General features: G+C 72.8%; 20 protein-coding genes. 6 read left to right on the top strand and 14 right to left on the bottom strand.

Features of this window, described 5'->3' with window-relative positions:
* Positions 1-125: 125 nt before the first annotated feature.
* Genes NQU55_RS06020 through NQU55_RS06005 form a run of 4 tightly spaced genes read right to left on the bottom strand, consistent with a single transcriptional unit; the run spans position 126 to position 1,556 of the window.
* A complete protein-coding gene (locus tag NQU55_RS06020; RefSeq protein WP_168094656.1) occupies positions 126-329 on the bottom strand; it encodes a DUF397 domain-containing protein in 204 nt (67 codons plus the stop codon).
* Positions 322-510, bottom strand: coding sequence for a DUF397 domain-containing protein (locus tag NQU55_RS06015; RefSeq protein ID WP_168094657.1), 189 nt, complete (start codon positions 508-510; stop codon positions 322-324). Before NQU55_RS06015 ends, NQU55_RS06020 begins: the two co-directional genes overlap by 8 nt.
* Entirely contained in the window at positions 503-694 is a 192-nt protein-coding gene (locus tag NQU55_RS06010; RefSeq protein ID WP_168094661.1) for a DUF397 domain-containing protein, read from the bottom strand. The genes NQU55_RS06015 and NQU55_RS06010 overlap by 8 nt, the downstream gene beginning before the upstream one ends.
* Before the next feature lie 10 nt (positions 695-704).
* The gene (locus tag NQU55_RS06005) at positions 705-1,556 is read right to left on the bottom strand and encodes a helix-turn-helix domain-containing protein (RefSeq protein ID WP_168094658.1); all 852 of its coding nucleotides are present in this window, start codon (positions 1,554-1,556) and stop codon (positions 705-707) included.
* A gap of 243 nt (positions 1,557-1,799) precedes the next feature.
* Between NQU55_RS06005 and NQU55_RS06000 the strand changes: the two genes are divergently transcribed.
* Positions 1,800-2,276 (top strand): ATP-binding protein, encoded by a 477-nt coding sequence (locus NQU55_RS06000; protein ID WP_168094659.1) that lies wholly within the window; start codon positions 1,800-1,802, stop codon positions 2,274-2,276.
* On the opposite strand, the gene NQU55_RS05995 is transcribed toward NQU55_RS06000, so the two are convergent.
* The gene (locus NQU55_RS05995) at positions 2,236-3,699 is read right to left on the bottom strand and encodes an amidase (protein ID WP_256789940.1); all 1,464 of its coding nucleotides are present in this window, start codon (positions 3,697-3,699) and stop codon (positions 2,236-2,238) included. The genes NQU55_RS06000 and NQU55_RS05995 overlap by 41 nt on opposite strands.
* 98 nt (positions 3,700-3,797) lie before the next feature.
* Between NQU55_RS05995 and NQU55_RS05990 the strand changes: the two genes are divergently transcribed.
* From NQU55_RS05990 to NQU55_RS05970, 5 genes are all read left to right on the top strand, one after another.
* Entirely contained in the window at positions 3,798-4,295 is a 498-nt protein-coding gene (locus NQU55_RS05990) for an SseB family protein (RefSeq protein ID WP_372504635.1), read from the top strand.
* Positions 4,292-5,011, top strand: coding sequence for a hypothetical protein (locus NQU55_RS05985; protein ID WP_168096390.1), 720 nt, complete (start codon positions 4,292-4,294; stop codon positions 5,009-5,011). The genes NQU55_RS05990 and NQU55_RS05985 overlap by 4 nt, the downstream gene beginning before the upstream one ends.
* On the top strand, positions 5,011-9,819 hold the full coding sequence (locus NQU55_RS05980; RefSeq protein WP_256789939.1) for a putative T7SS-secreted protein: 4,809 nt from the start codon (positions 5,011-5,013) through the stop codon (positions 9,817-9,819). Before NQU55_RS05985 ends, NQU55_RS05980 begins: the two co-directional genes overlap by 1 nt.
* 7 nt (positions 9,820-9,826) lie before the next feature.
* Positions 9,827-10,279, top strand: coding sequence for a hypothetical protein (locus NQU55_RS05975; protein ID WP_168096403.1), 453 nt, complete (start codon positions 9,827-9,829; stop codon positions 10,277-10,279).
* 76 nt (positions 10,280-10,355) lie between these two features.
* On the top strand, positions 10,356-11,873 hold the full coding sequence (locus NQU55_RS05970) for an alpha/beta hydrolase (protein ID WP_256789938.1): 1,518 nt from the start codon (positions 10,356-10,358) through the stop codon (positions 11,871-11,873).
* Here the strand turns inward: NQU55_RS05970 and NQU55_RS05965 are convergent.
* The 9 genes from NQU55_RS05965 to NQU55_RS05925 all read right to left on the bottom strand — a co-directional run bounded on the left by NQU55_RS05965 (position 11,858) and on the right by NQU55_RS05925 (position 23,629).
* Complete coding sequence (locus tag NQU55_RS05965) at positions 11,858-12,502, bottom strand: LuxR C-terminal-related transcriptional regulator (protein WP_256789937.1); 645 nt, start codon at positions 12,500-12,502, stop codon at positions 11,858-11,860. The genes NQU55_RS05970 and NQU55_RS05965 overlap by 16 nt on opposite strands.
* Complete coding sequence (locus tag NQU55_RS05960) at positions 12,466-13,899, bottom strand: sensor histidine kinase (RefSeq protein ID WP_240976195.1); 1,434 nt, start codon at positions 13,897-13,899, stop codon at positions 12,466-12,468. The genes NQU55_RS05965 and NQU55_RS05960 overlap by 37 nt, the downstream gene beginning before the upstream one ends.
* A 90-nt stretch (positions 13,900-13,989) precedes the next feature.
* Entirely contained in the window at positions 13,990-14,208 is a 219-nt protein-coding gene (locus tag NQU55_RS05955; protein ID WP_168091753.1) for a hypothetical protein, read from the bottom strand.
* A 35-nt stretch (positions 14,209-14,243) separates the two neighbouring features.
* Positions 14,244-15,938 (bottom strand): acyl-CoA mutase large subunit family protein, encoded by a 1,695-nt coding sequence (locus tag NQU55_RS05950; protein ID WP_168091752.1) that lies wholly within the window; start codon positions 15,936-15,938, stop codon positions 14,244-14,246.
* Positions 15,939-16,191: 253 nt separating this feature from the next.
* Positions 16,192-17,604 (bottom strand): hypothetical protein, encoded by a 1,413-nt coding sequence (locus NQU55_RS05945; RefSeq protein ID WP_168091751.1) that lies wholly within the window; start codon positions 17,602-17,604, stop codon positions 16,192-16,194.
* Positions 17,604-18,371 carry an RNA polymerase sigma factor gene (locus NQU55_RS05940; protein WP_168091750.1) on the bottom strand — a complete coding sequence of 256 codons (768 nt, stop codon included), beginning with the start codon at positions 18,369-18,371 and terminating at the stop codon, positions 17,604-17,606. Before NQU55_RS05940 ends, NQU55_RS05945 begins: the two co-directional genes overlap by 1 nt.
* A gap of 34 nt (positions 18,372-18,405) precedes the next feature.
* Complete coding sequence (locus tag NQU55_RS05935; RefSeq protein ID WP_168091749.1) at positions 18,406-19,365, bottom strand: DUF4328 domain-containing protein; 960 nt, start codon at positions 19,363-19,365, stop codon at positions 18,406-18,408.
* A 323-nt stretch (positions 19,366-19,688) separates the two neighbouring features.
* The gene (locus tag NQU55_RS05930; RefSeq protein WP_168091748.1) at positions 19,689-21,764 is read right to left on the bottom strand and encodes a glycosyltransferase; all 2,076 of its coding nucleotides are present in this window, start codon (positions 21,762-21,764) and stop codon (positions 19,689-19,691) included.
* Between the two features lie 224 nt (positions 21,765-21,988).
* Complete coding sequence (locus tag NQU55_RS05925; RefSeq protein WP_168091747.1) at positions 21,989-23,629, bottom strand: beta-N-acetylhexosaminidase; 1,641 nt, start codon at positions 23,627-23,629, stop codon at positions 21,989-21,991.
* Between the last annotated feature and the right edge of the window lie 90 nt (positions 23,630-23,719).

Raw genomic sequence — 23,719 nt, 5'->3', positions numbered from 1 at the left:
GAAGCTGGGGAGGTGGTTCAAGGGCTGACCTGAGCCCCAACACACGAGGCTCAGGTCAAAGCCCTTGCTTTGGCTCCAGGCTCCCGCCTTGTGGTTTCCCGGCCCTTGGCGGGGGCCCTTCGCCTTCACGGTACCGGATGCGGAGGCGCCATGGCCTCCCTCTTGAGGGTGCGTATCAGGGCGCCGAGGGCGGGTGGGGTGGTCCGCACTACGGTGCGGGGGGTGTCGCTCTCGCGGAGGACGATCAGGTCGCCTGCTGAGGCGATCTCCACGCAGTCGTTGTTGTCGCCGTTTCCCGAGTAGGTGGACTTCTGCCAGCCATCACTCATGGCCCGCTCCTGCCTTGAGGGTGCGTATCAGCGCGCCGAGGGCATGTGGGGTGGCCCGCACCACGGTGACGGGGGTGTCGATCTCGCGGAGGGCGATCACGTCGCCCTCCGCGACTACTTCCACGCAGTCGTTGCCGTCTCCCGTTCCCGAGTACGTGGATTTCTGCCAGGCACTACCCATGACACTCTCCCGCCTTGAGCCGACGTATCAGTGCCGCGAATGCCTCCGGTGAGGCTGCTATCGATCTGCTGGGCTCGTCACTTTCGCGGACCGCCACCGCGCCAAGCAGGTCAGCCACCTCAACGCAGTCATTACCCGGGCCGTTGCCGGAGAAAGAGGACTTCTGCCACGCTACTTGGCGCATCTTCGACCCCTCAGAGCTCGCGCGCAACGCGATGAATGACATTCCGCGTCTCCCCGGGGCCCAGGGCCGAGCGCTCGACCGTTCGCCAGCGGTCCCGGTAGTGGGCAAGCTGCTCCTCGGTGTCCAGGAAGACGCTGCCGTGTACGTGGTCGATCTGTACGGTGTCCAGCTGCGGCACGGGACCCGTTGCATACAGCATCGAGTAGCCCATTCCCGCGAAGCGCTCGGCCGAAAACGGAACGACGCGGATGGTCACGCCTGGTTGCTCGGACTGCTCCAAGAGGGCGTTGAGCTGTTCCCGCGCTACATCCCGGTCGCCGACCAGCACGCGCAGCGCCGCCTCATGGATGATCGCTGAGTACGGCGGAGGATCGTCTCGTTCCAGAACCGCACGACGTCGCTTGCGGAATTCCACCTCGGCATCAAGGTCGGCCGGCATGGTGCCAGGGCTCAGGTAGCTGAACAGGGCACGTGTGTAGGCGGTGGTCTGCAGCAGTCCGGGAACGTGCACGGTTTGCAGCCCCTGGATGCTCTTGGCGTACCACTCCAGCGCGGCAAGGTCCAAGGCCTCGGGAGGTACTGAATTCCGGAACTTTTGCCACCACTCCGGGCCCCGGCGTCCCGTCATGGCGACCAGCGCATCCACGTATGCGGCATCGGCGCAGCCGTACTGCGCAGCCAGGGTGCGTAGGCGCTCTTTACCGACGCCGAGGCGTGCCGTCTCCATGTGGCTCATCTGCATGGGGCTCACCCCGAGCAGGCGAGCGGCCTCGCTGGCCTTCATGCCTGCTTGCTCGCGCATCCTGCGCAGCTCCGTTCCCAGCCGGACCTGCCGGGCGGTCGGGTTGTTCCTGGGCGCCATGCGCCAACTCTCCCTGTCCTGAGGCGTCAACGGTCGTCACGATGCCACGGCACACCCCTACGGGCTAACTCCTCCGATCCCGTTGCGGGGGTGCTACCTAGCACCCTAGGTTGAGTGTCGCGCAGCTCACACCACGAGCTCACCGTCCCGGAAGCGCACCGCCCCGCCCTGCCCCCACGCAGTGGCGCCCGCGGCAATGACACCGGGCGTCAGGTCACTTCACCCCACCCCGCCGGAGGCGACATGCTGCTCCTGCCTGTCCCGAAGCCAGTTCTCTCCGTTCCCGATGAGATCGAGCCGTTCGAATACCGTCTGCGCGTCCCGAACGACGCGCGCGCCGTCCCCATCGCGCGCGGTGCCACCCGCGCCTTCCTGGCGGCCCACGGCCTGGGGGAACTGACGGGCCGGGCCGAGCTGTTGGCGTGTGAGCTGCTCACCAACGCCATCGTGCACACGACCGACGCCGCCGAGCTGCGCGTCTCCTGGTCGCAGTGGGAGGTCCTGACGCTGACCGCGTGGGACAGCGGTGACCTCCCGCCCGCCCCGCGCCCGGACTCTCATCCCTACGACGACAACGGGCGTGGCCTGACGCTTCTCCGCTCGCTCGCGGACAACTGGGGGCACTTCGCCTCGCCTCACGGGTTCACGTGCCGTCCCTCCAAGGCCGTCTGGTGTTCGATCACGCGCAGGCCGTCGCCGTCGTCGCGCCCGCCCGTGTGAGCTCGGGCCACTGTTCGAACCAGCGTTCCTCCGCCTCCAATTGGGCGGCGAGGGAGATGAGGCGCGGTTCGCTGTGGGCCGGGCCGAGGAGCTGGGCGCCCAAGGGCAGGCGGTGTTGTTCCGTGAAGCCCGCGGGGATGCTCATGCCCGGCCAGCCGAGGACGTTCCAGGGCCAGGAGTACGGGCAGGCCGCGATCATGGTCGCGTCCGTGCGGCTGCTGGAGAGGTCCGAGAGCTCCCCGTTCCGTAGCGGGGGCACGGCGGTCGTCGGGGTCAGGACCACGTCGAAACGGTCGAAGATCTCTCCCACGCGCCGCCGCAGCGGCTCCTCCGCGGCGCGGGCCACGCGCAGCACTCCGCCGCCCAGGATCAGGCCGCCGCGCGCGTTGACCTTCGTGCGGGCGTCCAGCAGGGCGGGGTCGGGGACGCGGCCGGTCCACTCCCGGATGCCGGACATGGAGCGCGGTACGAACGTGAGGCCGATCAGTCCGTAGCGCGGCTCTTCCTCGATCACCTCGTGGCCCAGGGAGGCCAGCCGTTCCGCGATACGGAGGGTCGCCGCGGCGGCCTCGGGGTCGAGCCACTGGCGGGCGGCGGCGAAGGCGGGGCGCAGGGAGAGGGCGATCCGCAGTCGGCCCGGGTCGCGTCCGGCGGCCGCCACCACGTCCACGGGCGGGGGCCGGTGCAGGTCCCCGTCGTGGCTGCCGCTCGCCGCCTGCAGCAGCAGGGCCGCGTCGGCGACGGTACGGGCGAGCGGGCCGTGGCAGGTGATGCCGCGGAAGGCTTCCGGTTCGGGCCAGGTCGAGACGCGGCCCCGCTGCGGTTTGATGCCGACCAGGTGCGTCCAGGCGGCGGGGATCCGGATCGAACCGGCGCCGTCCGACCCGAGCGCGGCCGGTACGAGCCCCGCCGCGACGGCGGCCGCGGCGCCGCCCGAGGAGCCGCCGGGCGTGTGCTCCGGACTCCACGGGTTGCGCGTCACCCCGAACGCCGGGCCCTCCGTGACGGGCCACTGCCCGAGCTCCGGCGTGTTCGTCTTGCCGACGACGACCGCGCCCGCGGCCCGCAGCCTCCGTACCGCCTCGCTGTCCGCCGATTTCGGCGGGAAATCGCCCGCGCAGCCGAAGGCGGTGGGCTCGCCCGCGACGTCGACGTCGTCCTTCACCGCGACGGGGACGCCGAGCAGCGGAAGCCGCTCCCCGGCCTCGCCCGCCGCCAGCCGCCGGTCCGCCGCGTCCGCCTCGGCGAGCGCCGCCTCGGCCCGTACGCGCCGGAACGCGTTGAGCAGCGGCTGGGTCTCCGCGATGCGGGCCAGCGAGCGTTCTACGAGTGCGCGTGACGTGACGTCACCTGCGGCCAGTGCCCGTACCTGCTCGACCAGTCCACTGCCCGTCAGATCCGTTAAGCCCGTGGTGTCTGCCATCGGGTCCCTCCCCCGTGGTTCGGAACTCTTCGCTCCGAATACCGTGAGTGCACCTCTGGCCTCATTTTGTACCCTTCCTCTGGCTTGGGGAGGCGAGAGTGACGTCATCGACGGCGTTGACGGACGAAATACGCGCACTGCATGCGGAGGAGGGGCGGCCGGCGGCGCTGGTCGGCCTGTTCCGCAGGACGGCGGTGCTGGTGCCGTCGGACGGACAGCACCGAGAGGGCGGTCAGGGCGGTCAGGACGGTCTGTGGTCCGTCGAGTACGGCGGGATCCGCTGGATCTGCGCGTTCACGGACGAGAGGGCGCTCGCGCGGTTCGCGCTCGCCCAGGGGACGGCGCCGCGTGCGGACGGGACGACCGACTGGACGTACCGCACGGTCCTGGGCGCACGGCTGCTGGACGTGGTCGTGCCGGCCGTCGGCGTACCGACCGGGGTCGCTCTCGACGTCGGCAGTGAGCATCCGATGCTGTTCCCGCCGGTCGTCGGGATCGTGCCGGACGCGTACGCCGTCGATGGCGCCGTAGATGCCGCCGTAGACGTCGCCGTCAATGTCGCCGTCGGCGGCCCGGGCGCGGAGGGCGCCGCATGACCGGCACCGGCCCCGGCGACGGCCCCGGCTCTGGCCCCGGCGACGGCCTCGCGGCCGACTCCGCCGCGCTCGACAACATCGCCAAGGGCATCAACGGTGCCATCGGCGAACTCAAGTCCATCGGCTCGCCCGGTGACGCGGCGGTCGGCCGCGGCTTCGACGAGCTCGCCCTCAGCGGCGTCGAGCTGGGACACGAGGGACTGGCCGCGGCGTTCAAGACCTTCTGTTCCCGGTGGGACTGGGGAGTCCGCGCCCTGGTCCACGACGGCAGCCAGTTCGCGCAGCGCGTGGGGCTCGCCGCGGGTTACTACCACGAGCAGGACGCGTACATCCGGGACACGTTCAAGGTCGGCGTGAACGCCGTGATGGGCAACCCGCACCTCATGGAGGAGGACGTGGAGAAGAAGTCCATGTCCGAGATCCTGGCCGACAACCCCGTCAACGACTTCAGCCACCCGGACTACAGCGCCGAATCGTTCCGCCAGGCGGACGCGAACATCCGCCGGGTCTGGGCCGACACCGCCCGCGACGCCTCCACCGGCGCCGCCAACGGCTACGGCAAGGGCCCGCTCGGCCGGCAGGGCACGGAGGCGGCGAACCGACTCGCCGACAAGCTCGACGGAGGGCGCGGCGGCGAGCACGCGGGCGAACGCGCAAGCGAGCACGGCGGCGAACGCGGCGGCGAACGCGGCGGCGAGCCGGAGGGCCGCGACTGATGGGTGTCTTCGATCCGCTGGTCAAGGGCCTCGACAAGGTCGGCGAAGCCGCCGAAAAGGGCCTGGACAAGATAGAGAAGAAGGCGGGTGAGGCCGTCGAGTGGGGCGCGGACCAGGCCGCCAAGGGGCTGGACAAGATCGGCGCCCACGACGAGGCGCTCGCCGTCAGGTACCTGGGCGACCGCACGGCATCGGAGCTCGGCGCCGAGATCAAGGAACAGCAGCTCGGTCAGACCGAGAACCCGCTGGCCCTGGTCCACGGCGAACCCTGGGGCATCGAGGCCGCCGCCAAGCACCTGCAGGCCTTCCACAAGGCCTTCGACACCACGCACTCCGGCCTCCAGCGGGTCCGCTCCGGGGAGTGGAAGGGCGAGGGCGCGAAGGGCTTCGACACCCACTTCGCGCCGGAGCCGAAGAAGTGGGCGCGGGCCGCCGACGCCTGCGAGAGCGCCGCGAGCGCGCTCACCGCGTACGCGCACACCGTCCGCTGGGCCCAGAAGCAGGCGCTGGAGGCCGTCCGCCTCTACAAGCAGGGCACGAAGGCGACGGAGAAGGCCACCAAGGCCTACAACGACAAGGTCGACGCGTACAACGCGAAGCTGAAGGCGGGCGAGGACCCGGGCACCCGGCCCGGCGCCTTCGAGGACCCCGGTGCCGCCGACATCAAGGAGGCGCACCGCATCCTTGGCGAGGCCCGCAAGCAGCGGAACACGGCGGCGGGCGAGGCCAAGTCCCGGATCGACAAGGCCGTCGAACTCGCTCCGAAGGAGCCGGCCTTCCACAACCGCATGAAGGGCGACATCCAGGACTTCGCGGCCGCCTCGAACGTCGAGCTGCTCCACTTCGGCGGCGGTGTCTTCCGGGCCGGTACGGATCTGGTGAAGTTCACCCGCAGCCTCGATCCGCTCGACCCGTACAACATCACGCACCCCGCGGAGTACGTCACCGGCATCAACAACACCGCTGCCGGTCTCGTCTCCCTCGCGTCCCACCCCGAGCGGATTCCGGGGACGCTGCTCGGCCCCGGCTGGGGCTCGGACCCCTCCGAGGCCGCGGGCCGCCTCACCGGCAACTTCCTCATGGGCCTCACCAGCGGCGGCGTCGCCGGAGCGGGCACCCGCATGGGCACGGGCGCGGCCCGGCAGGGCGCGGAGGCCGGAGCGCGGGCCGGAGCGCGGGCGGGGGCGCGCGCCGGGGTGAAGGCGGGCGCGCGGGACGCCGGGAAGGAGGGGGCGGAGAGCGCGGCGCGGCGGGCGGCCAAGGAGGAGCGGCAGGAGCCGAAGAAGGACCCCAAGGAGGTCGAGGTCTGCGAGACGGACCCCGTGGACATCGTCACGGGTCGCATGTTCCTCCCGCAGACGGACGTCACGCTCCCCGGTGCGCTGCCCCTGGTCTTCTCCCGCCACGTGAAGTCCGGCTACGGCTGCGGCCGGTGGTTCGGCCCGTCGTGGGCGAGCACCGTGGACCAGCGGCTGGAGATCGACGACGAGGGCGTGATCTTCGTCGACGAGCATGCGCGGCTGCTGGAGTACCCGCATCCGGTTCCGGGCGTGGCCACGTATCCGGCGAAGGGCCCGCGGTGGCCGCTGACGATCGAGCCCGACGGCACGTACAGCGTGACCGAGCCGGAAACGGGTCACACCAAGCACTTCACCCCCTACCCTCATCACTCCTCCGGTCTCCGGGGAGACGGCGGCCGGGCGCTTCTGCACCAGCTCAGCGACCGCAACGGCCACTGGATCGCCTTCGAGTACGACGCCGGCGGCACGCCGACCGCGATCGTCCACGACTCCGGCTACCGCATCCGCATCACCACGGATCCGGAGGCGGGCCGCATCACCGCGCTGCACCTGGCGGACACGGAAGTGATCCGCTACGGGTACGGGGGCGGGGATGGGGATGGGGATGAGGGTGAGGGTGAGGAAGGTCGTGAGGGCGGCAACCTGACCGAGGTCGTCAACTCGTCCGGTCAGCCGCTGCGTTTCGCGTACGACGAGCGCGGCCGGATGACGTCGTGGACCGACCGGAACGGCGCGCACTACGCGTACGAGTACGACGACCAGGACCGCTGCGTCTTCCAGTCGGGGACCGAGGGGCACATGCGCGGCACCCTCGAGTACGGAAGCCCCGACCCCGGCACCGGCGTGCGCGTCACCAAGGTGACCGACGCCCTCGGCAACACCAACACCTTCACCATCAACCGGCGCTCGCAGATCGTCGCCGCCACCGACCCCACGGGCGCCACGACACTGTCCACGTGGGACCGTCACGACCGCCTCCTCTCGCGCACGGACCCCCTGGGTCACAGGACGGAGTTCCGTTACGACGAGGACGGGCGCCTGGTGTCCGTGTTCCGCCCGGACGGGCGGCAGGTCTCGGCCACGTACACCGCGCTCGGCCTGCCCGAGACGACGACCGGCCCGGACGGGACGCTCTGGCGCCACACGTACGACGCGGCGGGCAACCGCACGTCGACGACGGACCCGGCGGGCGCGGTCACGACGTACGCCTACGACGGCGTCGGCCACCTCACCTCGGTCACGGACGCCCTGGGCAACACCACGCGGCTCACCTGCAACAGAGCCGGCCTGCCCGTCGAGATCACCGACCCCCTGGGAGCCGTCACCAGCTACCGCCGGGACTCCTTCGGCCGCGTCACGACCGTCATCGACCCGCTCGGCTCCACGACCCGCCTCACCTGGACGGTGGAAGGCCGGCTCGCCCGCCGCATCTCCGCGGACGGCGCCGAAGAACGCTGGACTTACGACGGCGAAGGCAACTGCACGGCGTACACGGACGCGCTGGGCGGCGTGACGCGCTACGAGTACGGCCCCTTCGACCTCATGACCGCCCGGACCGGGCCGGACGGCGTACGGCACGAGTTCACGCACAACACCCGCCTCCAGCTCACCCGCGTCACCAACCCGCAGGGCCTGACCTGGGACTACACCTACGACCCGGCAGGCCGCCCGGCCACCGAGACGGACTTCGACGGCCGCACGCTGACGTACGCGCACGACCCGGCGGGGCGGCTCGTGTCCCGTACGAACGGGATGGGCGAGACGATCACGTACGAGCACGACGTGCTGGGGCGGGTGGTGCGGAAGGACGCGGCGGGCAGGGAGACGGCATACGTCCACGACGCGGCGGGCCGGCTGGTGGAAGCCGTCGGCCCCGGCGCGACGCTCGTCTACAGCCGCGACCGCCTCGGCCGCGTCAAGTCCGAGACGACGAACGGCCGGACGCTGACCTTCGCGTACGACGCACTCGGGCGGCGCACGCGCCGGGTGACGCCCGGCGGGGCGGTGAGCACCTGGACGTACGACGCGGCGGGGCGGCGCACGTCGCTGACGGCGTCGGGGCGCGTGATCGACGTCGAGCACGACGCGGCGGGCAGGGAGGTGGCCCGGCACTTCGGGGAGGGCGTGACCCTGTCGTCGGCGTGGGACGCGGTAGGGCGCCTGGTGTCACAGGGGCTGGAAGGCGCGGGCGAGTTGCTCCAGCACCGCGCCTACACCTACCGCCGCGACGGCCACCTCACCGGCGTCACGGACACCACCACCGGCTCCCGCACCTTCGACCTGGACACGGCGGGACGGGTCACCGCCGTCCACGCCCCCGGCTGGACCGAACGCTACGTCTACGACGAAGCCGGAAACCAGACGGAGGCCACGTGGCCGGCGGCCCACCCGGGCGCCGAGGCGCAAGGCGTCCGCGCGTACACGGGCACGCGAATATCCCGCGCCGGTGGAATCCGCTACGAACACGACGAACAAGGCCGCGTAACCCTCCGGCAGAAGACCCGCCTCTCGCGGAAACCGGACACATGGCGCTACGAGTGGGACCCGGAGGACCGCCTGACCGGGGTCACCACCCCGGACGGCACGCAATGGCGCTACGCGTACGACCCGCTGGGCCGCCGCATATCCAAGGAACGCCTGACGGCGGCGGCGGACGAGGTCGCGGAACGCGTGGACTTCACATGGGACGGCGCGACACTGACGGAACAGACGTCGTGGTCACCGTCGCTGCCGAACCCCATAACCCTCACCTGGGACCACAACGGCCTCCACCCGATAGCCCAGACGGAACGCATATCGGCGGCGGACGCGCCCCAAAGAGAAGTGGACCGCCGCTTCTTCGCGATCGTCACCGACCTCGTCGGCACACCGACGGAGTTGGTCGACGAGACCGGCCGAACGGCGTGGCGCACCCGCGCGACCCTCTGGGGCACGACGGCGTGGTCACGCGACAGCACGACGTACACCCCGCTCCGCTTCCCGGGCCAATACTTCGACCCGGAAACCGGCCTCCACTACAACTACCACCGCCACTACGACCCGGAAACGGCCCGCTACACCTCCCCGGACCCCTTGGGCCTGACCCCGGCCCCGAACCCGGCGACGTACGTCGAGAACCCGCACACGTGGGCAGATCCGCTGGGCCTTGCACCCTGCAACAAGGACTTCGAAAACCGGAGAGAGGCCTTCAACGCAGCCAAGGACTGGGCAGGCATTCCTCATAGCCAGCAGCCGACAAAGCAATGGACGGTCGGCGCTGACCCGACACAACGCCACAGGGTGAGCAATTACGTCTACGACGAGAGCCCAGGCTCACACGGGCGCTACTACCAGTTCGAAACCCCGGAGGGCACTCGCGTCATCGTCAATCACACCAATGACCCGAAAGCCCCTGACCCTCACTTTCACGCCGGCCAGTCGAAGAGCGGAGGCCATGATGTCGACATGATGGGAGAGCGATACCAGCAGGTCGGAGAGAAACATCATTTCTACTACCCGGGGAACTGACGTGCCGATGAGCGACCTTCAGCGGAAGATCCAACTGAACAAGGAACGCAAGGAAGCCGAACTGCTCCCCAGCAGACTGACCGGGGTTCGGGTTCTCGGATACGCCGATGCGACAAGCATGCCAAGCTGGACGGACGATGCCCGGAAAGCATGCCTCGGCATCGCTTCCACCCCCGACACCCAGATCCCTTGCTCTGCCAGCAGCACAGATGTGGACTCCTGGTACGCGAGCCTCCTGCACACCGCAGGCGTGAAGGAACGGTTCTACTGCAGCACAAGGATGACGAACTTCCCATGGGTGGAGTGTCTCGTCACGGAAGACGGGTGGATCCGGTCAGTCCGTGAAGCACTCGGAGACGACATCTATTTCATCTCCCATGACAAGCGATCACTGGTCGTGGTGTTCGAGGAGGAGTACGAGTACATCGGCTTCCACTGCAGCGAGCCCACCCTCAAGTGACCCTGCAGCTAGCCCCACCCCGCTTGGCCAGTTGTCCCCATAGTTGTCCAACGCCCCGTCAGCCACCCTCATCCCTATGAGATCCCGTAGCCGTACCGGCATTCTCCTGACCCTGTCCGCCGCCGCCTGTGCCACCGCTCTCACCGCCCCCGCGCAGGCGGTGGGTGCCGCCGCGCCGCACACCGGCTCCCTTCACTGGGGCCCCTGTGCCGCCAAGGACAGTGCCCCCGGGTCCGAGTGCGCCACGCTTCCCGTTCCGCTCGATTACCGGAAGCCTTCCGGGCCCGCCGTCGACGTTGCCGTCTCCCGGCTTCGTTCGGAGCGGCCCGGGGCGCGGCGTGGGGCGTTGTTGCTCATAGCGGGTGGTCCGGGTGGGTCGGGAGTGGGGGCTGTGGCGCAGGAGGGGGAGAAGGTACGGAAGGCGACCAACGGGGCCTACGACGTCGTGGGGATTGATCCGCGGGGCGTGGGCGGCAGCACCGCGGCCGACTGCGGGATCGCCGAGAGCGACCGGCAGATGGTCGACTTCCGGGCCTGGCCGCGGCCGGACGGGGACATCTCGGAGGGCGTGGCCCGGGCCCGGCGCATCGCCGAGGCGTGTGCCCGCAACGGCGGCGACATCGTGCGCAGTCTGACGACGCGCAACGAGGCCCGGGACATCGACAGCTTCCGCAAGGCGCTGGGTGAGGAGAAGCTGTCCGCCGTCGGCGTGTCCTACGGGACGTACGTCGGGGGCGTCTACGCGCAGATGTTCCCCGAGCGCACGGACCGCTGGGTACTCGACAGCAGCGTCGACCCCGACCCCGCCCGCGTCGGGCGCGGCTGGCTGGCCAACATGGCGCCCGGCGCGGAGGAGAGCCTTCCCGACTTCGCGCGGTGGGCCACCGACCCCGCCCGCGGCAAGGACCGGATCGCCGAGCGGCCCGAGGAGGTCCGCCCCATGTTCCTCGCCCTGGCCGCCGAGCTCGACCGCAAGCCGCGCACCTTCAAGGACACCGGCCACCGGCTGACCGGCAACGTCCTGCGGCAGTCCCTGCAGTTGAGCCTGTACGACCCCGACCGCTATCCCCAGGCCGCCGCGCTCATCCGGGCCGCCCGCAGCGGCGGTGACGGCCCGCTCACCGCCCCCGACCCGTTCCCCGAGCCGCTGCCGCAGCGCGACGCCGCCGTGTTCGCCGGCATCGTCTGCAACGACGGAAGCTGGTCGCGCGACGTCTCCTCGTACGAGCGGGGCGTGGCCGCCGACCGTGCCCGCTACCCGCTCACGGCCGGCATGCCGGCGAGCATCACGCCGTGCGCGTTCTGGAAGGGCGAGCCCGCGGAGAAGCCCACCCGCATCACGTCCCGGGGGCCGTCCAACATCCTCATGGTCCAGAACCTGCGCGACCCCTCGACCCCGTACCGCGGGGCCCTGAAGATGCGCGCGGCGCTCGGTGACCGCGCCCGGCTCGTCTCGGTGGACGCGGGCGGGCACGGCGTGTGGCTCGACACCGGCAACGCGTGCAGCGATCGTGTCGTCAGCCGGTTCCTCGTCACGGGGCAGCGGCCCGCCGGGGACACCCTCTGCGCGGCGGAGGGTCAGCGCTCCAAGTAGGCCAGCACCGCCAGTACGCGCCTGTTGTCCGTGTCGCACGCGTGCAGGTCCAGCTTGGCGAAGATGTTGCCGATGTGCTTGGCCACCGCCTTCTCCGTGATGAACAGGTCCTCGGCGATGCCCGCGTTCGAGCGGCCCTGGGCCAGGCAGGACAGGACCTCGCGCTCGCGCGGCGTGAGGGCGGCCACCCCGCGGTCGCGGTCCTTGCTCCCCAGGAGCTGGGAGACGACCTGGGGGTCCATGGCGGTGCCGCCCTCCGCCACGCACTCCAGCGTGGCCATGAACTCGGCGCCGTTGGAGACCCGGTCCTTCAGGAGGTAGCCGACGGCCCCCGCGCCGTCGGCGAGGAGTTCGCGGGCGTAGAGCGGCTCGACGTACTGGGAGAGGAGCAGCACCGGCAGGCCGGGCAGGGCGCGGCGGGCGGTGAGGGCCGCACGCAGGCCGTCGTCGGCGAAGCCCGGGGGGAGGCGGACGTCGACGAGGGCGAGGCCGGGGCGGTGCTCGGTGAGCGCGGCCAGCAGGCCGGGGCCGTTGTCGACCGCCGCGACGACCTCGTGGCCGAAGGCCTGCAGCAGCCGGATCAGGCCGTCCCTCAGCAGGAAGTGGTCTTCGGCGAGGACAACCCGCACGGCACCTCCATCGTCACGATCGTCGGCCCGCCCGCGGGGCTGCTGACGGCCAGCACGCCGTCGAAGGTGGCCAGCCGCCGCTCGATGCCGCGCAGCCCCGTGCCGCGCGCCACGTCGGCGCCGCCGTGCCCGTCGTCGGTGACGGTGATCCGCAGCATCCCGGCCCCCGCTACGGTTCCAGCCCCCGCCCCGGCCTCGTAACGGGCGTCGATCCACGCGCGGTCGGCGCCGGCGTGCTTGGCGGCGTTGGTCAGGGCCTCGGAGACCGCGAAGTACAGGGCGGACTCGACGGGCGGCTCGGGGCGGCCGGGCACCTCGAAGGAGACCTCGGTCGTCAGCGGGCTGACCAGGGCCAGGGCCCGTACGGCGTCGGGCAGGCCGCGGTCGGCGAGGACCGGCGGGTGGATGCCGCGGACGAGGTCGCGCAGTTCCTCCAGCGCCTTGGCGGACGACTCGCGCGCCTCCTCCAGCAGGACCTTGACGGCTCCGGGGTTCTTCTCCAGCAGGTGCGCGGCGGCGTCCAGGGTCATTCCCATGGCCACGAGCCGTGCCTGGGCGCCGTCGTGCAGGTCGCGCTCGATGCGCTGGATCTCGGCCATGCGGACGTCGACGGCGTGCGAGCGGGTCGTGGCGAGGTGCTCGATGCGGTCGTTCATCCGGGCCATCCGCTCCGCCTCGTTCGGGGCGAGGATCCGGCGGGTCCACCGCGCGTGGGCGCGCACCGTCCGGGGCGCGACCCAGAGCGCGAGCCCCAGCTCGCCGACGCCGAGCACCCCGGCGAGCGCGGCCGTGACCGGGCCCTCGACCGGCAGGAACCCGAACCACACCCCGCCCCACAGCTCCGCCAGCCGCTCCCCCTCGAAGCCGAGGAAGACGCCCCAGAGCCCACTCAAAATCAGGGCGACCGGCGCGAAGGCCAGCGCCCCGCCCACGACGGGGTCGAGGGTGACCCAGCGCCAGTACCGCCAGGTCCTGCCGTCCTTGAGGACCCGCCGGGCGCGGTCCTTCGCGCCCGCGCCCCGCGGCGCGTCGGCCCCGGCTCCGGCCCCGGCTCCGGCAAGCGGCGGACCGTCCGCGTACGGGTCGGGGACCTCGACCCCCGACCACCGGGCGGCCAGCTCCCGCTGCCGGTCGGCCAGCCGACGGACGTCGCGCGCGGCGCGCGGCAGCAGCGCGAAGCCCAGGCCGGAGCCGAGCGTGAGGACGGCGAAGCCGAACACCAGGCCCACCAGGGTCTCCCTGACCGACAGCCCGCCGAGGATCAGAGAGCGGCGCAGCGCCAGCAGCCCGGCGGCCGCCGCCCCGCTGCGTCCTTCTCCGCCGCGTCCGTCTCCTCTCCGTCCTTCTCCTTCTTCTTCCCTCTGTGTCTCGTCCCGCCCCATGCGAGCTTCCCCCATGCCGTTGTCGTACGTCCCGTCCCGTCATTCTCGGGGGTCGTGCGGCCGGACGTCGGTGGGAAAAACTCCCCTGTTCGCAGCAGCAGCCGGTCAGAACAGCTGCTGCTGTCCGTCCGTCGGGGGCTCCTCCGGGTCGAACAGGCGCGGCTCCGTCGCCAGCAGCGGGGCCGAGCGGCGCGAGCCCGGGCAGGAGACCAGCTCGTACGAGAAGGCGGGGCGGCGGCCCGGCGGGTCGTGACGGGCGTAGCGGCCGCCGACGACGGCGATCTCGCGAGTGCATACGGGGCAGGCGCGGCGGGGAGCGGACATACCCTCCAGTGTCTCCTACGGAGCACAGTGGTCGGTCAGAAGACGTCCGCCGGGACGTGCGTCCCCCACACCTCCCGCAGCGCGTTGCACACCTCCCCGACCGTCGCCCGCGCCCGCAGGGCGTCCTTCAGCGGATACAGGACGTTGTCCGTCCCGGCGGCGGCCTTGCGCAGGGCCGCCAGCGCCGTCTCCACCGCCCGCCCGTCGCGCTCCTCCCGCAGCCGCGCGAGACGCTCCCGCTGCCGGGCCTCGATGGCCGGGTCGACGCGCAGCGGCTCGTACGGCTCCTCCTCGTCGAGCCGGAAGCGGTTGACGCCGACGACGACCCGTTCGCCGCTGTCGGTCTCCTGCGCGATGCGGTACGCGTTGCGCTCGATCTCGGCCTTCTGGAAGCCCTGTTCGATGGCGGCGACCGCCCCGCCGCGGTCCTCCACCCGGCCCATGAGGTCCAGGGCGGCCTCCTCGACCGCGTCGGTGAGGGACTCGACGGCGTACGAGCCGGCGAAGGGGTCCACGGTCGCGGTCACGTCGGTCTCGTGGGCGAGGACCTGCTGCGTGCGCAGCGCCAGCCGGGCGGCCTTGTCCGTCGGCAGGGCGATGGCCTCGTCGAAGGAGTTGGTGTGCAGGGACTGGGTGCCGCCGAGGACGGCGGCGAGGCCCTGGACGGCGACGCGCACCAGGTTCACCTCCGGCTGCTGCGCCGTGAGCTGGACGCCCGCGGTCTGGGTGTGGAAGCGCAGCATCTGCGACTTGGGGTCGCGGGCGCCGAAGGTCTCCTTCATCACGCGCGCCCAGATCCTCCTGGCCGCCCGGAACTTGGCGACCTCCTCCAGGAGCGTCGTGCGCGAGACGAAGAAGAAGCTCAGCCGGGGGGCGAAGCGGTCGACGTCCATGCCCGCGGCGACGGCCGTGCGCACGTACTCGATGCCGTTGGCGAGGGTGAAGGCGATCTCCTGCACGGGCGAGGCGCCGGCCTCGGCCATGTGGTAGCCGGAGATCGAGATCATGTTCCACTTGGGGAGCTCGGCGCCGCAGTACGCGAAGGTGTCGGCGACCAGCCGCAGCGAGGGCTTCGGCGGGAAGATGTACGTGCCGCGCGCGATGTACTCCTTGAGGACGTCGTTCTGGACGGTCCCCGTGAGCCGGTCCGCCGGGACGCCCTGCTCCTCGCCGACGAGCTGGTACATCAGCAGCAGCAGCGCGGCGGGGGCGTTGATGGTCATCGACGTGGAGACCTCGCCGAGCGGGATGCCGTCGAAGAGCACCCGCATGTCCTCGACGGAGTCCACGGCGACGCCCACCTTGCCGACCTCGCCGCCGGCCACGTCCGCGTCGGAGTCGTGGCCCATCTGCGTGGGCAGGTCGAAGGCGACGGACAGGCCGGTGGTGCCGTGGGCGATGAGCTGCCGGTAGCGGGCGTTGGACTCGGCGGCGGTGCCGAAGCCCGCGTACTGGCGCATCGTCCAGGGCCGGCCGGTGTACATCGTGGGGTACACGCCCCGCGTGAAGGGGTACGCGCCGGGCGCGCCGAGCCGCTCCGCGGGATCCCAGCCGTCGAGGTCCCCGGGTCCGTAGACGGGCCGGACGGCCTGCCCGGACTCGCTGAGCCGGGGCGCGCGCCCCGCGCCGTGCCGCCCCGCTCCCCCGCCGCCGTCGGGCTCGCCGCCGCCGGGCCTGTCGCCGTGGGGCCCGTCGCCGTGGGGCCTGCCGCTGTCCGGTTCGCGCGCCATGGGCGTCCCGCCTCCCGCTGCTGCTCGGCACATCCTGCAGACAGGATGCGCCGACCGGTGCGCCCGGGGCAGCCCCGACACGGGTGAGAACACCGGTGAGAACACCGGTGGGAACACGGGTGGGAACACGGGTGGGAAAGAGGGGGGCGCGGGCAGAGCCGGGGGAAGAGCCCCGCCCGCGCCGATGCGCATGAGCCGACGGTATGGGGGGAACTCCGGCTCGTGCGCAGCCGATGACCAGTCGGCTCACTACCTACAGCGCCGTGGGGTCGGAAAACGTCACACCGGGGGCCGGAACGGTGAAACGGGGATCGCTGTGGACGGGCGGCACAAGGCGGGAGAGACGCCCCGGAGTGTCCCAGCCGCCGCCGTCGTCACCCGTGCCGCCGGTCTTCCCGGAGCTCTGTCCCCCACCGGAATGGCCGTCGCCGGTGCCGGAGATCGTGCCGGAGCGGGCGGAGCCGCCGGCGTCGGCCGCCTTGACCACGTTCTCGCAGAACGTGCGCAGGTCGGCGTTGTTGCCGAGGCCCGCGGCGCGCTCCAGCGTCCGGACGGAGTCCTCGTCGACGCCGCCGCGGGCCTTCTGGGCCGCGAGGTAGTCGCGGCACAGGCGGGTGGCCAGGGGGCCGGCCTTGGTGCCGTCGCGGCGGGCGTCGTCGCCCTTGTCCGTCTCGTCGCGGCCGGGGCGCTGCGACGGGGACGCGGAGTCGCCGGGTCTGTCCCGGTCGGCGGGTGCGCTGCTGCGGCCGGAGCCGGGCGTGGGCGAGCCGGAGCCGTCCGGTTTCCCGCCTCGGCTCGGGCTGCCGTCCGGGCCGCGGGAGGGGGTGCCGCCGGGTGACCTGCTGCCGTCGGGGGACGCGCTCCCGGCGTGCTCGTCGCCGAAGGCGGACACGCTCGGCGCGGCCGCGGGATGCCCTCCCGAGCCGCCGAAGGGCCCGGGCAGCACGCCCGCGCCGGCCGCCACCGCGACGCCGCCGATGGCACAGCCGGCCAGGGCCATGGCCAGCGCGGCCTTGACGGGCCGCCAGCGGGTGAGCAGACCGCGCCCCGCCGCGGGGCGGGTCGCGGGCGCACCGAGCTGCACGGCCGGCTCGGGCACGGCCCGCTCGGGCACGGCCGCGAAGGCGGGCGCGGCTGCCGCGGCCCGCGCCGCGCGGAACGCCGCCAGCGCCGCGTCCTCGCCCGGCAGGGGCTGCCCGGCGGGGGCGGGCGGCGGCACGAGCGACCGCAGCGTGGCGACGAGGCGCTCGGCCTCGGGCGGCACGGCGTGGCCTTCCGGCCGGGTTCCGCGTACGGGGTCGGCCGGACCGCCGGATGCGGGTGAGGTGCCGGTTGCGTCGGCGGGGGCTCCGGGAGCGCCGGCGGCCGCAGGGGCGTCGGAGTCGGCCGAGGCGCCGGAAGTACGGGGAACCCCGGGAACGCCCGCAGCGCCGGACACGCCGGAGGCGCCCGACGCGTCGCAGGTGCCGGACGTACCGGACGGACCCGGAGCCCCGGAAGCCTCGTCGGAGCCGGAGGCCCCCGAAGGCGTCGGCGCAGCGGACTCGTTCACGGGGTCGGCGGAGTCGCCGGCCCGGGCGACGGGCGCCGTTCCGCTCAGCAAGCGCTCCACGGCGTCCTCGTCCAGCCAGTCTTCCAGCCAGTCGTACCGGTGGTCGTCCGCCATCACATGTCCTTCTGCGTCCGCGCACGCATTTGCGTCACACCGGCAGAAGCATTCGCTCCGGGGTGTGACCCGGGCTGTGCCCGCCGCTGCTGGGGGACGGTGTCGGTGACCGGCTTCCCCGCCGGCCGGTCGGCGCCACCGGGCGCCGGCACCGTTCCGCTGCCGCCCACGGTCCCGGGCGTCCCGGCCGTCCCGTCGATCGCGTCGACCCCGTCTGCTCCCGGCGTCACCATTTCGGCCAGCCGTCGCAGCCCGCGGTGCGCGGCGGTGCGCACCGCTCCCGGGCGCTTGCCGAGCACCCCGGCGGCGCTCTTCGCGTCGAGGCCGACGACCACGCGCAGCACGACGGCCTCGGCCTGGTCCTGCGGGAGGCGGGCTATGAGGGCGAGGGTGTTGCCCGTGCCGACGGCCTCCAGGGCCTCGCCGGCGGTGTCGGCGTCGGCGGCGCGGCCCGCGAGCTCGCTCTCGTCGCCGCCGATGGCGGGGCGCCGGCCGCGCATGCGTATGTGGTCCAGGGCGCGGTTGCGGGCGATCCTGGCGGCCCAGCCGCGGAAGCGGTCCGCGTCGCCGGCGAACCGTTCGAGGTCGCGGGCGATCTGCAGCCACGCCTCGGAGGCCACGTCCTCGGCGTCGGCTTCGCCGACGAGCGTCCGCACGTACCCGAGCAGGCGGGGGTGCACGGAACGGTAGACCGTACGGAATGCCGTCTCGTCCCCACCCTGGGCCGCGTTCACCGCGGCCGTCAGCTCGGCGTCGTCCCCCTGCACGCCCTCATCCTGCACCACTCGGAGATTCCGTGGCTCAGTAGCCCGCCGGCCCGCTGCCGTAAGGATTCTGCGGCGGGTTGGGCCAGCCGGCCGCGGGGCCGCCGGGCTGCTGCACGGGGACATACCCGGGCGCGCCGTACGGCACACCGGCGGGGACGGCTCCGCCGGGGCCCGCCATGGCGCGCTGCTCCTGCAGGCGGGCGAGCTGGCGGACGACGAGGACGGCGAGGACGCCGGCGGCGATCATCAGCAGCGTGGCGAGGCCGGAGACACTGGCCGAATTCTTGAGCGCCTCGACGTCCTCCCGCCAGGTGGAGCCGTCGTAGCCCTTGGTGGCGATCCGCGTGGAGGCGCCGAGGCTCAGCGCCGTCGAGAGGATGTTGCAGACCCCGCTGGCGAGCCAGAGGGTCCACCAGGAGTTCAGCAGGCCCTTGGAGACGCCCTGCGGGGCGCTGGCCTTGTAGATGTCGTTGACGATCTGCTTGGGGAACCAGAGGTTGACCACCGGGGTGAACCACGAGCCGGCGGCCCAGCCGATGCCGAGGCGCTGGCTGCCGGGCGCGAAGAACTCGGCGTTGATCCGGGCCCGGCGGAACCAGATGGCCCAGAACGTGGCGGAGGCGGCCAGGGTCAGGAGGTAGAGCAGCGCGGAGACCGTGGCCAGGGCGTCCGTGTCCTCAAGGTCCTCCTGCGTGGTGGAGCTCACGCCGTTGTCGAGCATGTCCTGCAGCGCCATGCGCGTCTGGGTGTCGGTCCAGAAGACGAACAGCAGCGACGCCACGCTCGCCCCGAGCGAGACCATCAGCGCGATCCTCAGGCCGCGGCGCAGGTCGACGCCGCCGACGGGCATCGGGGCCTGCGGCATCGCGGGGGCGTACGGGTACCCGTAGGCGGGCGCGGGCGCCGGGGCCGCCTGCTGCTGGTAGGCACCGCAGGCGGCGCAGCGGCCGTCCGGGCCGACGGCGGCGGCGCGGCAGTGACCGCACGGATACATAGGTGAGAACCCCCTGGAATGTGACCGTTTTTCCCTTTGGTCCGGTGTGCCCGGACCCGGCCACCGGGACGACAAGCGAGAGGCGCACGCTGAGCGGCGCGGACCCGCACGTTACGGGCAGCAACCCGGCTTCGTCCAGAAAGGGTCCCCGGCACCCCGGTATGACAGTGTGACGGATTGACGGCCTGCGGCGCTGTAGGAGGTGTGGGCCCCACCAGGGTTCACACCGGACGGCGGTCGGGGCCTCTCCTGTGGGGGGTGGCGGCCCCGGCCGTCCTCCGTACCGGGCCCGCCCCGCCGCCACTCCGCTCCGGGGAGGGCGCCTACGCCGCGTCCTCCTGCGCCACGTCCTTCACCGTGATCGTCAGGTCGTTGGTCACCGTGAAGTACGGCCGCAGCCGCACCTCGCCGCGCACGGCGCCCGGGAAGGTGTCGATGCCCTTGCGGTCGGCGAAGTCGCCGGCGATCCGGCCGACGCGCACCAGCGCCGCCCCCGCCCGCGGCCGCACCCACAGGTCCCACAGGTCCTGCTCCTCGTCCGGCTTCTGCCGCTTCTGCATCGGCTCGTAGGGCAGGTTCCCCGAGCCGTCCTCCAGCGGCACCCGCACGTCGGCCGCGGAGCCGTCGCCGTGGCGCAGCCGCGCGATGAGCTCGGCGCCCTCGCCGAGCGAGGTGCCGTGGGCGCGGACGGCGATGCGGACGCCGTCCGCGCCGACCTGCACCTCGGTGGCCTCCGCGTGCTGCGGGCGCAGCCAGGTGCGCACCGCGAGGAAGCCGTCGCTCGTCTCGTAGGGCACGGCGGCGGCGACACCGGCGGCGCCCTGCGCGAGCTCCAGCCCGAGCAGGGCCTTCTGCTCGACCAGCGCGGCGGTCAGGCGGCGGCGCGACTTGTCGCCGGAGCGCTCGGCGTAGGTGTCCCAGCGGCCCTCGGCCAGGGTGTGCGCGGCGCGGTCGAGGCGGGCCTCGACCCAGGTGCCGGGCTCGCGGCGGGCGGGGAGCGGCACGCGCACGGACTCCTTGCCCTTGGTGCCGCGGTGGCGCAGCAGCAGGTGCGAGTCCGCGGCGGTGAGCTGGTCGGCGCGCAGGCGGACGACGAGGGAGCCGTCGGCGGCGACGGCGCAGCGGGCCTCGGGGTGGGCGCTCTCGCCGGGGGCGGGGGCGGCCACGGCCGCCTGCTTCTTGCGGCCGCCGCCGAACAGGCCGCCGAACAGGCCCTTCTTCTTCTCGGGGGTGGTGGTGGAGCCCGGGCGCAGCTCCTCGAACAGCTCCTCGTAGCGGGCGGCGATACGCGCGGGCTCGTAGCGGCCGGCGGTCTCGCGGGCGGCCGCGCCGAGGCGGGCGCGCAGCGCGGCGTCCCCGGTGATCTTCAACAGGGCGTCGGCGTAGGCGTCGACGGCGTCCGCGTCATCGAGCGGGACGAGCATGCCGTCGGTGCCGTCGGTGAGGATCTCGCGGGGGCCGTAGGGGCAGTCGGTGGCGACGACCGGCAGGCCCGCGTGCATGGCCTCGACGATCGTCATGCCGAAGGACTCGGCGTCGGAGGCGACGGCGGCGACGGCGCCCTTGGACCACTCGGTCTCGATGGGCGAGCGGGCGCCCATGAGGGTGACGCGCTCGTAGAGGCCGAGCTCCTCGATCTGCTTGCGCAGCTTGGCCTTGGCGGGGCCGCGGCCGTAGATGCGCAGGTGCCACTCGGGGCGCTGGGCGGCGACCTTGGCGAAGGCGGCGACGAGCCGGTCGTAGCGCTTGACGGCGACGAGGCGGCCGGCGGAGACGATCAGCCGGGAGGTGCCGTCGGAGGGCTCCGCGACGGGGGCGGGGACGGCGTTGGGGATGGAGAGGATGCGCGCGCGGGCACCGGGGAGGGCCTCGCGGTAGTGCCCGGCGTCGGCCTCGGAGACGGTGGCGAAGGCGTCGAGGGCGGCGATCGCCGGGTCCATCACGGCGTGCAGCTCGGGGACGTGGGCCTCGTGCGTGAGGTGCTCCTGGCCCAGGCGCAGGTAGCGGTCGGAGCCGTACTTCGCGAGGTAGCCGATGAGCTTGGGGCGGGTGGCGATGACGACGTCGGCGTCGGTGCCGGCGAGGTGCTCGCGCAGGCGCTGGTCGGTGAGGGCCGTCGCGGCCATCCGGCCGTTGTCGATGCGCTCGTCCCGGAAGATCTCGCTGGGCTGCTGGTTGAGCGGGGCCTCGTACTCGTCGCCGTCGGTGCCCTCGCGCAGGTCGACCAGGGGCGTGAGGCGTACGCGCGGGTCGATGTCCAGCTCGGGGACGTCCACGGGCCGGTTGACGCTGATGATCCGGACCTCGTGCCGGTCCGCGAGGGCGGCGGCGAGGTTGACGGTCGAGCGGATGGTGCCGCCGATGCCGTACGCGTTGTGCAGCAGGAATTCGATCTTCATCGGGCCCTCGTTCAGATGCGCGTGCTTCCTCCCGGAGGTTAGGCCCTCGGACGGCCGGGCCGCACGTACCGTGCTGCGGCCCGCTCACCGCACGGCCCGCGCGGCGCCGGTGACCTCGCGTTCCGCCGGGCCGCCGGCGCCGAGGTGCGCCCCGCCGCGGCGGGCGTTTCACCGGATCCGCGCGCAATCACCGGCCCCGCCCGCCATCACCGGACCCGCGCGTCTCACCGGACCCGGGCGTCCAGAGCCACGAAGTCCTGCCACGGCATCGTCGGCCGGCGGGCGTCCCACAGGCGCTGGGCGACCGCGGCCAGCGGCAGCCGGATGCCGGCGGCGACCTGCTGGGCGTTCTGCGCCTCGGCCCGGTCGCACCAGACGGCCAGCCGCCCGCCCACGACCCGGTCGGGGCCGGACTGCCCCGGTACGGGCGCCGTGCCGCGCAGCACGGCCGGCGACCACTGCTCGTAGATCCGCTGCCCGGTGGGGTAGGTGAACTGGTTGGGCTCGCCGAGGACGTAATAGAGGTACTCGTCGTTGAGGTTGACGAGCGTGCGCCCCTCGTTCAGGTACTCCTGCGGGAGCCGGGCGCCGATCTCCTTGCCCGTCCAGTACTCGACCTCGATGTCCTTGTTCGCGCTCACGACGCCGCCGCGGAAGAAGCCGTCGTTCCACGCCTTGGCCTTCTTGCCGAGGGTGCGCACGAGGGCGGCCCGGTCGTTGAGCCAGCCGGTGGCCAGGTCCTGGACGCGGGCGCGCGGCCCGTACTTCTCGCGGGCGCGGGCGGCCAGGCGCGGGTAGGAGGCCTCGGGGTTCTTGGCCATCAGCGCCCGGTACTCGTCGGCGCCGAGGTGGAAGTACGGGCCGGGGAAGAGCGGGGCGTACTCGCGCAGCAGGTCGTCGACGATGCGGGCGGCGTCGGGGTTGGCGATGTCGACCGCGCCGCGGGCGGCCTTGCCGGTGGCGTCGCGCAGCTGCAGCGTGGGGTGGGCGGCGATGACCGCGCCGAGGTGGCCGGGCGAGTCGATCTCCGGGATGACGGTGATGTGCAGGGACTCGGCGAGGGCCACGATCCGGCGGACCTCGGCCTTGGTCAGCCGCTGCGGGGAGACGATCTCGGGGTGGGAGTCGCTCTCGATGCGGAAGCCCTGGTCGTCGGAGAAGTGCAGGGCGAGCTGGTTGAGCTTGAGGGCGGACAGCTCGCGCAGCCGGGCCTCGATCCACTCGGCGGTGAAGTGCTTGCGGGCGATGTCGAGGTGGAGGCCGCGCTGGGCGCGGTCGGGGGCGTCGCGCACGACGCCTTCGGGGAGCCCGCCGCCGGAGCGCACGGCCTGCAGGAGGGTGCGCGTGCCGTAGAACACTCCGGCTTCGCCCGCCGAGGCGACGAGCACCTTGCCGTCGCGGACGGTCAGCTCGTAGGCCTCGGCCGCCAGGGGGCCCTGGCCCGTGCCGGGGCGCAGGACGAGTTCGACGTCGCCGGCGCGGGCGGGGCCGGCCGCGTAGCCGAGCTTGAGTTCGCCGGCCAGGCGGCGGCCCTCGTCGGCGAGCGGGCCGGAGGCGATCACGCGGGCGCCGTCGGTGGGCCGCCAGCCGGGGCCGGCGGCGGCCTCGGCCGAGCGGACGGCGGGGATGGCGCGCGGGACTCCGGCGGGGACGGGGGCCTGCGCGGAGGACTGGCGGGCGGGCGAGCGGGTCAGGGAGGCGGGGGCCGAGGCGGAGGAGGCCCCGGGGGAGCGCGAGTCGTCCCCGCCCGGCCGGGTGCCGCCTTCGCCGGGGCAGCCCATCAGGGTCATGGTGGCGAGGAGGACGCCGGCGCAGACGGTCCCCCGGACGGCCGACGCTCTGGTCATCCTGAGGCGCAGTCCCATGGAGCAAGCCTCCTCTTCCGGAGTCTTCACGGCTCTTTCGGCCTGAATGGGGCGAAGGTAGTCCTCTTTCCCCCCGGGGCGTTCCGCCCA

Source organism: Streptomyces telluris (genome assembly GCF_024519335.1).
Classification (GTDB): Bacteria; Actinomycetota; Actinomycetes; order Streptomycetales; family Streptomycetaceae; genus Streptomyces; species Streptomyces telluris.
The sequence above is the reverse complement of the archived record's forward strand: the minus strand, read 5'-3'. Positions and strand labels throughout refer to the sequence as shown.

Excerpts from the sequence above, each read along its gene's own strand:
- NQU55_RS05975 (WP_168096403.1), top strand. The coding sequence starts at position 9,827 with ATGAGCGACCTTCAGCGGAAGATCCAACTGAACAAGGAACGCAAGGAA.
- NQU55_RS05945 (WP_168091751.1), bottom strand. The coding sequence starts at position 17,604 with ATGGCGGACGACCACCGGTACGACTGGCTGGAAGACTGGCTGGACGAG.
- NQU55_RS05970 (WP_256789938.1), top strand. The coding sequence starts at position 10,356 with ATGAGATCCCGTAGCCGTACCGGCATTCTCCTGACCCTGTCCGCCGCC.
- NQU55_RS05925 (WP_168091747.1), bottom strand. The coding sequence starts at position 23,629 with ATGGGACTGCGCCTCAGGATGACCAGAGCGTCGGCCGTCCGGGGGACC.
- NQU55_RS05980 (WP_256789939.1), top strand. The coding sequence starts at position 5,011 with ATGGGTGTCTTCGATCCGCTGGTCAAGGGCCTCGACAAGGTCGGCGAA.
- NQU55_RS05955 (WP_168091753.1), bottom strand. The coding sequence starts at position 14,208 with ATGTCCGCTCCCCGCCGCGCCTGCCCCGTATGCACTCGCGAGATCGCC.
- NQU55_RS05985 (WP_168096390.1), top strand. The coding sequence starts at position 4,292 with ATGACCGGCACCGGCCCCGGCGACGGCCCCGGCTCTGGCCCCGGCGAC.
- NQU55_RS05930 (WP_168091748.1), bottom strand. The coding sequence starts at position 21,764 with ATGAAGATCGAATTCCTGCTGCACAACGCGTACGGCATCGGCGGCACC.
- NQU55_RS06020 (WP_168094656.1), bottom strand. The coding sequence starts at position 329 with ATGAGTGATGGCTGGCAGAAGTCCACCTACTCGGGAAACGGCGACAAC.
- NQU55_RS06000 (WP_168094659.1), top strand. The coding sequence starts at position 1,800 with ATGCTGCTCCTGCCTGTCCCGAAGCCAGTTCTCTCCGTTCCCGATGAG.
- NQU55_RS06005 (WP_168094658.1), bottom strand. The coding sequence starts at position 1,556 with ATGGCGCCCAGGAACAACCCGACCGCCCGGCAGGTCCGGCTGGGAACG.
- NQU55_RS05960 (WP_240976195.1), bottom strand. The coding sequence starts at position 13,899 with ATGGGGGAAGCTCGCATGGGGCGGGACGAGACACAGAGGGAAGAAGAA.
- NQU55_RS05935 (WP_168091749.1), bottom strand. The coding sequence starts at position 19,365 with ATGTATCCGTGCGGTCACTGCCGCGCCGCCGCCGTCGGCCCGGACGGC.
- NQU55_RS06015 (WP_168094657.1), bottom strand. The coding sequence starts at position 510 with ATGGGTAGTGCCTGGCAGAAATCCACGTACTCGGGAACGGGAGACGGC.
- NQU55_RS06010 (WP_168094661.1), bottom strand. The coding sequence starts at position 694 with ATGCGCCAAGTAGCGTGGCAGAAGTCCTCTTTCTCCGGCAACGGCCCG.
- NQU55_RS05950 (WP_168091752.1), bottom strand. The coding sequence starts at position 15,938 with ATGGCGCGCGAACCGGACAGCGGCAGGCCCCACGGCGACGGGCCCCAC.
- NQU55_RS05995 (WP_256789940.1), bottom strand. The coding sequence starts at position 3,699 with ATGGCAGACACCACGGGCTTAACGGATCTGACGGGCAGTGGACTGGTC.